The following is a 9,418-nucleotide window of genomic DNA, read 5'->3' as shown; positions in this document are numbered from 1 at the left end:
GGGCCAATTACTAATACGATAATCACCGCCAAGGCAATTAACATACCGTTTTCTGATGATAGTTGTGAATCCTCATTTTTTAACCAATTTTTCATTTTTGCTAACATGATTGAATCTCCCTTATCCATTTATTTGAGCTATTCGTAAAAAACATCATTCATTTAAAACTTCTATTACTTGTTCCAAGAATTCACATCTGCATTGCTTGATGCTTTTGTGAATCGAGCTAGAATCGTATCATAACCACCTTGGATTGCTTTCCATACAAAAGGGCCAATCACTAATACGATAATGACCGCCAAGGCGATTAACATACCGTTTTCTGATGATAATTGTGAGTCTTCATTTTTTAACCAATTCTTCATTTTCGTTAACATATATTTTGCTCCTTTACCTATTCCATTTTTGACAATGCCTTCTATAAACTTGCAAATCCTTGCATTAAAGATTGAATAACAATCACCATTGGATAAATCACAATACATCCAATAACTGCGACGTTAAATTTATTCATTTCCATCGGCTTATTTTGAATGAGACGGTTATAGTTCTCATGTTTTAACTCACGCATCATTTTAATCTGTGCATCCATAATACGAAGACTCTGTACCTTGTCCGTTTTTTGCGCTTGTTGCAATGCAATCGTAAAGGTATTTACTTCTGGACTATTTAAGGCTGCTGCAAAGTTTCGAAATGGTTGATCCGATCCTGCATACATTTCTAATTCCGCAGGAAGTGTAGATACATACGGACGAAGATGTCTTCCAGCATATATTTGCGCCTTTTTTACTGCTTCTAATGTTGTATGTGTTTTTAACAACTGCAACATAGGAATTAGATACTCTGGTAATTCGAACTTCCTAGCTTCTATCGCCTGCTTGATTCTTCTCTTTAATAGATAATCAGGATAGAAATAAAGCAGCGGTGAAACCAAAACACCCACTTTAAATAAGTAGTAATCATGGAACACCGTACATATCAAGAAAACAGAGGTGAAAATGATGGGATATGCTACCTTCATTTTTAAATATTCTTCTGGTTTCGTATCCAGGCCAGCTTCTTCTAATTTTTTCTGAATCTGCTCTTTCTTTTCTTCTGTCAGATACTTATGTGATAACGACTGGAAGGGAGCGAGCATCATTTGATTTAAATTCTTCTTTTCAATTCGTTTTGCATTTTCTACATAGTTTGTAAGTAGGCTACCACTATCTTTTTTACTTTGTAGAAAGGTAGAGAATACCCAATACATGACAACGAATACTACTACAGCTAAAATCATAGCCACCTTATTCCCCTCTTTCTGTTGGGTTATAATTTGCAATCTTTTCTACACGGGTTGCTAAGAAAAAGACAATCAACATATTTACCGCCAACGCAATTTTCCCCATCATAGAACCTGCTAAAAATCCATATGCTTCTTTTGACATCAACATAATAACAATTGGCATGGCGATAACGATTAAACAGTTCTGTACAAAAGCACGTTGTGCTTGCGACAAACTAGAACGCAATCTTGCCAGGTATAGTTTTTGTTTTTCAAAATCTTCTGCAATATCTAATAGGACTTGTACTGAATTTGTTCCACCTTCTCGACTGCACACTTCCAACATTTCATGGAAGAAAACCAATTCTCTAAAGTTAAACGTTTCATTGAATCCTCTAAATGCACGATGCATTGTGGTTCCACCTTCTAATAAAAGAGAAACTTTTTCTATTTCTTCTTGAATGCTTTCATGCATCATTGGTTTCACCTGAACTAACACCCGTTTTGCATTGTTACTAATTTGAAGTGCATTTGCTACTGCTTTCATATAGATAGAAAGACGGTCAATGACAACCAAGTAGTAACGTTTTTTTCTTCGATAAAGAAGAAACCTTGGAACTAAAAATCCAGATAAAACGGTAATCAGTGTAAAAGGATCTCTACCAAAGGAAAAATAGAATACTGCTGCAATACTCATCCCAGAAAGAATCGTATATACCCAGTACATACTTTTCGTCAATTTCCATTCGTACTTTTGGGCTTCTTGGATAACGGATTGTGGTAGATACATTCGTATCCCTTTAATATTCCTTAATTCCAAGCGCCTTTCTTCTTTTTCGTTTTCTTGTACAAATTGAGAGAGAGCAGAACCTTTAGATTTCGAAAAAAGTAAAACAAGCAACCCTACACTAATAAAGATTAAAAATATACATCCATAAGCTAATAAACTATGCATATTGCACCTCCTGTTTTGAAAGGAATGGTGCATAAAGAGCTGGATTTACAGTAGAAGAACGGAATTTCTTCTCCATTTCAGCTGACATCTTGGCTGTAATGATATGATCTCCATGAATCTTTCCTACTCTTTCATTCATTTCATCATATTCCTCACCCGAAGGGATAAATTGAGAAAGCTGATTGAACTGTATATCATCTTGATAATCCAACAACTCAATCATCTCTGTAATATAGCGATTTCCATCATCTTTCTTTTCTAAAAAGACAATCACATCAAATGTCTGTGAGATTAATTCATATAAATACTGAGCATCGATATTCGCACCACTTTGCAGACACATGAGCATTAAACGTCTAACTGCTTCTTTTGCACTTCTTGCATGGACAGAGGTGAAACCAGGATGTCCTGTTTGGAAGAAGTTAATCATTTTTAACGCTTCTTTCCCCCTCGATTCCCCTACAATTAATCGCTTTGGTCCTTGACGTAAAGCATTTGTTAACAATCTATCAAAGTCGATTGCATTTTCTTCTACTTCCGATGCCCTACATTGCATCGGAACAAAATGATGTTCCGGAAAAATGCGATGCAAATATAATTCAGGGTTATCTTCTACTACAAGAGTACGTTCTTTTTTCTTTCCTTTCGGAATGTGAGAAGCAAGATATTTCATAAACTCTGATTTTCCGGTACCTGTAGCTCCAGCAACTAGAATATTCATTTTGGCTTTCACGGCGGCAGCCAAAAAGTCCAACATCTCTTTTGACGCTTGATTGGTAGATAACATACGCTCTTCAGAAGCACGAAGGTGATCCGCATTCTTACGAATCGTTATTGTTGTTCCTAATCCCCCAAGTTCATCTAGTGCTATATTGATGCGGATATATGGAAACACGCAGTCCACATACGGCTTTGCTGTATTTAATGACTCTGATGTACTGTTTACCATCTTATAAGCTAGAGCTTTTACTTCTTCTTCCGTCTCAAATCGGTAAGGAAATGTACATTCTCCCTCTCCAATTTTTTCGTAAATGATTTCTTTTGTGCCATTGATATAAATATCCGTTACATCCTTATCTTCTTTTAAAGGTTCTATAATCCCAAACCCCACAATTTCGTCACACACCATATTTAGTAATTGTTCAGAAGGTACCTCTGAAATGACAACCTGATTACTCAATAAAAAGCTTTTAATGATTTGTTCTACAGCTGCTCTCTTTTCTTTATTCATAAAGGATTCACTTAGGATATCACGATGATCTTTTACTAAAAATGCACGAATTTCATCTGTTATATCTTTAATTTGTTGAGCTGTAGTTGTTCCTAACTTTCGAGCTGATTTGGAACGAATCATGTAACCAAAGTGATATAAATCAACTCGATTTCGCTTTAAGGCGATTTGTTTTTCCTGTAAATAGCCCCACATACTCCTTGTCCCCCTTTTAATTTCGTAAACCAAAGAGACCCTTTTTCATAGCAGATTGCTGGGATGGAATACCAAGACCAGCTGCTTCCATAATGTGATGGACCTTTGTATTAATTTGTGGGGAACCAAATTGCATCCCCCATTCGTAACTCGTACGATCTCTGTCATACGGAATTGTCACCGCAATTTTTTGAGAAGAAAGCTTTTCAATATCTTCTACATAATTCTCATCTGCCATATTTAGCACATGAATCATTCGAGGTAATGTTAGCTTTGCATTTTCTATTAATTGTAATTCTCGCTTAATTGCTATTGCACCACGAGGGTTGCCATTTAGCACATGAACAACAAGGTCTGATTGGTATAGGATTGGATAACTCAACACCTCTGATAATTCAGTTGGCACCGATAGAATGATATAATCGTATTCTGTATCTACAAGTGATTCGATCAATGTCGTTACGAACAATTCTTTGTTTTGAATCTCTGGGAATTGAGCCAAACTATAACCTGATGGAAATACCAGAAAATCCATCTTATCGTGCAATTTTTGCATCAACCTTGGATTCACTTTTTTCTCTAACAAATCTTGCTTGGTACAAATATAATGCGAAAGATTATATTCATTTTCTTTTCTTACAAGCTCTAGCATGTTTTTACTCTCATGGCTAAGACCAGTTCCAACCGCAAAACTTGGTCTTACTTGGTCCGCTTCTACATAAAGCACCTTTTTCCCTAGATGTGCTAACTCATTTGCCAACGTAATACTTAACGTACTTTTTCCTACGTTCTCATTTGTGGCATAAAAGGCAATGATTTTTACTTGCCGATCCATCTAAAAAACTCCTTTCTTACTTAGATTCGTTCAGATACTGCGCTACATACTCTTTTACATTTTTAGAAATTGGATTGGTCGAATGCTTCTCTACATAGTCTAAAATGTTCTTTTGATCCGATATTTGCGAGAATCCTTCAGCTGGTTCTAGTTCTTTCCCTGTTTGTTCTACTTTTTGTCCGACTGCAACAGGAATTACATCTCCAAGCGTTTTTGCACGATTTAAATATTGAAGCTGTTCAGGTGAAACAGCCAGTGTATATAATCGCGTTACCTTTGGCTTTTGTTTTCCTTCTTGTTCCTCTTTTGATTCTTTCTTTTCTAGCACGAAGGCATCTTCTGTATTGCTATCCTTTGCAGCAGTCACACGTACACGTTGGAAAAGACCACCGAATACTACCTTTTCATTGTCTCCTTCTTTTACAACCTGTTTGAAATATAAGTCCACATACGTGTTCGGAATGATACTATTACCGGAACTTGTTTCCAAATCAACGAGTAACGGGAATGCAACTTCTCCATCTTTTAAATTTAAAATGGCAGAGTCAGGTAACTCTTCTTTCTTTACTACTTTGTTTTTAAAGAGATAGCTATTTTCTGTAATGGGCTGCCCATCATTTGTCCACTTACCTACTACTTCTTTTTTATTTGCACGTAATGCATTGGGGGGAATCGCATCACCAGGTAATGTTCGTTCCACTAGCATGTCTTCTTTAATTTCTGTATGCGCAGGTATATCCTTTGCGGCTACAACAATCTTTGTTGGTTTTACTGCATTTTCGACTGCGAAATGATTGTACCCATAGATACCCGCTACAGTTGCAGCAGCTAAACCTACCGCAGCAATCTGCTTCTTTTGAAACTTAGATGGCTTCAATGTTTGTATTCCTCCTTATGTAGCCTTTAAACGCAAAAAAAGGACACACCTATGGCATAATGCGCCTTAGGTGTGTCCTTTTAGCTAATCTAAAGTCTATATGAAAATGTTGGATTTGGTTTCTTTAATACTACAATTTCAATATTATGATATATAGAGTTTCATGTCAATCATTTCTAAAAAAAATATTATTTTTACCATTTCAAATCTCTGATCCCAAAACTTAAAAAACCTTAAAAACGTTGTCATATCAAGGTTTTTAAGCTATTAACCCAACTATAAATATGGTATAATGAATATAATGTAACTGAATATTTCAGGGTGGTCGGTTGCTTTCCTTTCTCTTTTATTTTATGGAGAAAGGAGGTGACAATATGGACATTCTTTTCATGATAGCAATTGAAATTCTGAAAGTAATTGCTAGAGAAGTCGCTGTGTTTTTTGCAAAACATATAGGAAAATACCTATCAACGTTTTGGAAAAAAAGACAAAAAAAGCGACGAAAAACGAAAAGAACCACCCAACGCCGCAAACGTACTTGGTGGTTCAATAAAAAATAACTAAATTTTTAGTAACCAACCACCTTGCGGTAGCAGTTACATATGGCGAAGTGTTACCAGCACTTCGTCTTCTTTAGTTTATGCAAAAACTATTATTATAATACTTCTACACATATTATAACATCAACTATAGTACATGTCATGCAGATTTATCCACGATAGTAAGTAAAAGAGACAAGATTATTATTAAAACGAAATCAACTTCGTTCCTGTTTCAAAATACTTTGCAGGAGCATAACTCTTCCCATTCCGATCCTGAAATTCGCTTCCAATGTATAGCGATACAATCATTGCGACAACCCCCATAATAATCACACGTCTAACACGTTGTTTTTTCTTTTTATCCACTCTAATTTCCCCTTTCTATGAAAAAAAGGCACATCCCATTAAGGGATGTGCCTTTGGTTTATCCATTCAGCTACTAGTTTATGATGGATATATTATTGTGTCGATTCATCAAATTATACTATATTTTATTTTTATTTCCCAGTCTTCATGTAATACCAATCAGTCAGTTTATGAAGTAGTCCTTCTTTCCCTACCCAGTTCCATCCTACTCCACTTCCTCCAGGGAATGGATCATCAGGAAATACTCTTCTTTTTATGAAATCATCGTACGCAACACCCTTAATCTCTACTTGCTCAGTTAAACATAAACTCATTTCATTGATACCTGCTGGAGCTGTTTCTACATTAAAAGTGTATACACCATCTTTTGTCTTCAGTGGTGAATACCATTTTTGGCCACCATCAATGATTTTCTCTTGTCCATCCCAATATAAAGACTTAGTTGGTCTTTTACTATCAAAAACATGTCCTGTTGCTTCAGATAAATACATATTTTTAGGTAGGAATTTTGCTGTATTATCTTTAAGTTCTTTCTTCTCTAAATCTTGAGTAGACTTTAATCCTTCGTCTGCAAATGGGTATTGTGCCTTTGCAGCAGTAAATACACCAGGGTATTTTGCATTCCAATCATTTTTGTACTTACCGTTTACTTCGTACGAAAATCCATAACCAGAATGTAGCTTAGAAGGAGCTAAATTATCAATACTCCCTGTCAAAGTTTCATAATACATTTCCCCAGTTATATCTTCTTTTGATACACGTTCACTTACTGTTTCTACTACACCTTTTACACTCGTTACACCACACATTGCCTTTTCTTTTGAAGGCTCATAGATTGCTGTTTTAATAGGATTATTTTTGTACGTAGTTTCCTCGATGTCTAGCCGATTACCAGCAGGGTTAATTTCTGCCTGAATTGTTCCTTTCCCCTTATGTTGCCAGCCAAGGTTCAATGTTTTCTTTTCTCCCTCAGTTAACCTTACCTTTTCTGATGCTACTTGTTGTCCGTTATGCTTGAGCACGACTATTGTTTCAGAATTTGCATATTTTGCTTCTAGTGCATCTAACTTTTTAATTTTGTTTTTCTCTTTTTCTAACTTCTGCCTTGCTGTATCTAGCCTACTTGCAGCACTATCCAATCTATTTTCTTCCCAAGAGCAGTCTCTATCATAGTAGTGATCCTTCCCTTCAGCATCTACCTCATGAATTGGATTACGACGACAATAACTTAGACTAGACTGTGCACTATCCCTATCAGATTCAGAAGTATTTACTTCTTGCTGGGACTTATTAATATTGTTATTTACCTTTGCTCTATATTGGTCACGTTCTGGTTTAAAATTATCACGTGATACATCTATTCTTGTTTTTATATTCTTTCCTTCTCTTGCTGTTTCTCCTTCGATTCTGTCACTAGAAAAATCAATTTTATATTTAAAGTCTTCTTCATCGCCTGGATCTGGGTTAGGTGTTACTTCAGTACCACAGTTATCATCTATAGTGAAATCAACAGTTTTCTCGTTTGATTCCCTCTGAACAGCATCAAGAACTTTAATTTTCGCAGTATATCGGCCACACATTTGTGGCTGCCACTTTAATTCTTCTGACTTAAATTGCCCTGCATCACCTTCATTTGGTTTTTGATTATCTTTTTGTGGATTTGAACGTAAATAATTTTCTTGATGATGCACAGTTTCGCCATCTTTTGTAATATCTAACAGCCATTTAACTCGGTTCCGTTCTCCAGCAGCTGATTGATATGGATTTACTGTTGTCCCATTCGGATCTCTATCGTTATATCCTTTTCCCTTGCTGACATATTCAAAACCGTTAAACGCAAATTTCACAGGTACATCTTTTTTCCCACTAGACGCTTTAAAAGCTTTTAGTTCAGGCTTACTAGTTCGTACATACCATAAGCTATAATTATTAACCTCACTTACTCCACCAGCTCCCGCATATCCACCAGAAAGATATGCAATATCACGAATCCAATAGAATAACCCATATCTTGAACCTTTTGTATTTACAATTTGATGTGATTTTAAATTTTCTAAAACAAACTCTGAATTCCCCCAGTATTTATTAGCGATAACCGCCGAATCAATCCGTTCTTTCTCAGTTATCATCCTATCCCCAACAGTAACCGATGGATTGATATAACCTTCATTAGAAATTCGTACATACGGTTCACTTGAATCGGCATTTTGAACTAAATTTTCCCATGGATTCTCCCAATTAAAAGCCCCATTATATACAGCTGGATAATGCAAATCAGATAAATACATTAAGCGCTTAGCTTCATATCCCTTTCCTGGACGTAAGTATTTCCCCTCCATTTGCAATTGCCCAGATAAAAGATAAGTATCCTCTTTTCCATCGAAGAAGGGAATATCATTATTCTTAGCATCTACCGAAATAGGGAGTGTCAACAGTAGTGATGTACAAGCAAAGAGTATTTTCTTTTTTATTTTCATGAATATTCCTCCTGAATATAAAAAAGGACACACCCGTACCATTGGCTGGTACGTAAGGTGTGTCCTTTACGTAATTTTAAAATCCGTATATTAAACTATATATTGATTCTAGCAAATTTTATTTCTCTTTACAATTACTTTATTTACTTTCTACTTGAATATACATCATTTTATCAGCAGTTGAATGCCCAATACGAACTTTATGGTTTTGAGTAGTGTAATTATTAATCACTTGAGCATCTACTGTCTCTTGGATTTCTTTATCTAAATTTAATTCAGGATTTATGAAAGTAACCCATTTCTTAGTTAATTCAACTGTTGCTTTATTATTATATAAGAAGACGATTTCAAAATTATTTTTATCTGTTGCATCAACATAGAATTGTGCTCCAATTGAACCTGCTGGTAAATACATATCTTTATCAATAAGTTTAACGTATACTCCAACATCGCTATACTTTAAATTAGTATTATATTTTTGATTGATAGAGCTAACAATATCTTGTCCCTCTTTGGTTACTAGTTTTTGAACAGTAACGTTATTGTTAAAAGCTTCTTGATTAAATTCCATATCATTAGTTGCTAAATTTTCATTTAACCCTACTGGCAATTTAATTTCTGGTTTTTCTTCAGGTTTTGTTTCAGGCTTTGGATCTGGCTTCACTTCTGGTTTTTC

At 35.4% G+C, this 9,418-nt stretch carries 9 protein-coding genes and 1 pseudogene; 1 reads left to right on the top strand and 9 read right to left on the bottom strand.

Annotated elements, in window-relative coordinates:
- Positions 1-173: 173 nt before the first annotated feature.
- Genes MR143_RS32335 through cpaB form a run of 6 tightly spaced genes read right to left on the bottom strand, consistent with a single transcriptional unit; the run spans position 174 to position 5,357 of the window.
- The gene (locus tag MR143_RS32335) at positions 174-377 is read right to left on the bottom strand and encodes a hypothetical protein (RefSeq protein WP_000956353.1); all 204 of its coding nucleotides are present in this window, start codon (positions 375-377) and stop codon (positions 174-176) included.
- 41 nt (positions 378-418) lie between these two features.
- A complete protein-coding gene (locus tag MR143_RS32330; protein ID WP_242281287.1) occupies positions 419-1,285 on the bottom strand; it encodes a hypothetical protein in 867 nt (288 codons plus the stop codon).
- Between the two features lies 1 nt (position 1,286).
- A complete protein-coding gene (locus tag MR143_RS32325; protein WP_131250192.1) occupies positions 1,287-2,219 on the bottom strand; it encodes a type II secretion system F family protein in 933 nt (310 codons plus the stop codon).
- Positions 2,212-3,645 carry a TadA family conjugal transfer-associated ATPase gene (locus MR143_RS32320; protein WP_000264601.1) on the bottom strand — a complete coding sequence of 478 codons (1,434 nt, stop codon included), beginning with the start codon at positions 3,643-3,645 and terminating at the stop codon, positions 2,212-2,214. Before MR143_RS32320 ends, MR143_RS32325 begins: the two co-directional genes overlap by 8 nt.
- A 16-nt stretch (positions 3,646-3,661) precedes the next feature.
- Positions 3,662-4,480: a CpaE/TadZ family protein gene (locus MR143_RS32315; protein WP_000375866.1), complete on the bottom strand. Its 819-nt coding sequence runs from the start codon at positions 4,478-4,480 to the stop codon at positions 3,662-3,664.
- A 16-nt stretch (positions 4,481-4,496) separates the two neighbouring features.
- Complete coding sequence (cpaB, locus tag MR143_RS32310; RefSeq protein ID WP_000804774.1) at positions 4,497-5,357, bottom strand: Flp pilus assembly protein CpaB; 861 nt, start codon at positions 5,355-5,357, stop codon at positions 4,497-4,499.
- A 374-nt stretch (positions 5,358-5,731) separates the two neighbouring features.
- Between cpaB and MR143_RS32305 the strand changes: the two genes are divergently transcribed.
- Positions 5,732-5,917 carry a hypothetical protein gene (locus MR143_RS32305; RefSeq protein WP_000353169.1) on the top strand — a complete coding sequence of 62 codons (186 nt, stop codon included), beginning with the start codon at positions 5,732-5,734 and terminating at the stop codon, positions 5,915-5,917.
- Positions 5,918-6,103: 186 nt separating this feature from the next.
- Here MR143_RS32305 and MR143_RS32300 read toward each other — a convergent pair whose 3' ends face one another.
- From MR143_RS32300 to MR143_RS32290, 3 genes and pseudogenes are all read right to left on the bottom strand, one after another.
- Entirely contained in the window at positions 6,104-6,265 is a 162-nt protein-coding gene (locus MR143_RS32300; protein ID WP_000358431.1) for a hypothetical protein, read from the bottom strand.
- 131 nt (positions 6,266-6,396) lie between these two features.
- Positions 6,397-8,742, bottom strand: coding sequence for a hypothetical protein (locus MR143_RS32295; protein ID WP_131250190.1), 2,346 nt, complete (start codon positions 8,740-8,742; stop codon positions 6,397-6,399).
- A 139-nt stretch (positions 8,743-8,881) separates the two neighbouring features.
- A pseudogene (locus tag MR143_RS32290) lies at positions 8,882-9,418 on the bottom strand (S-layer homology domain-containing protein); the annotation flags it as partial.

It is taken from the genome of Bacillus cereus group sp. BfR-BA-01347 (genome assembly GCF_022663835.1).
GTDB lineage: Bacteria > Bacillota > Bacilli > Bacillales > Bacillaceae_G > Bacillus_A > Bacillus_A thuringiensis_K.
The sequence above is the reverse complement of the archived record's forward strand: the minus strand, read 5'-3'. Positions and strand labels throughout refer to the sequence as shown.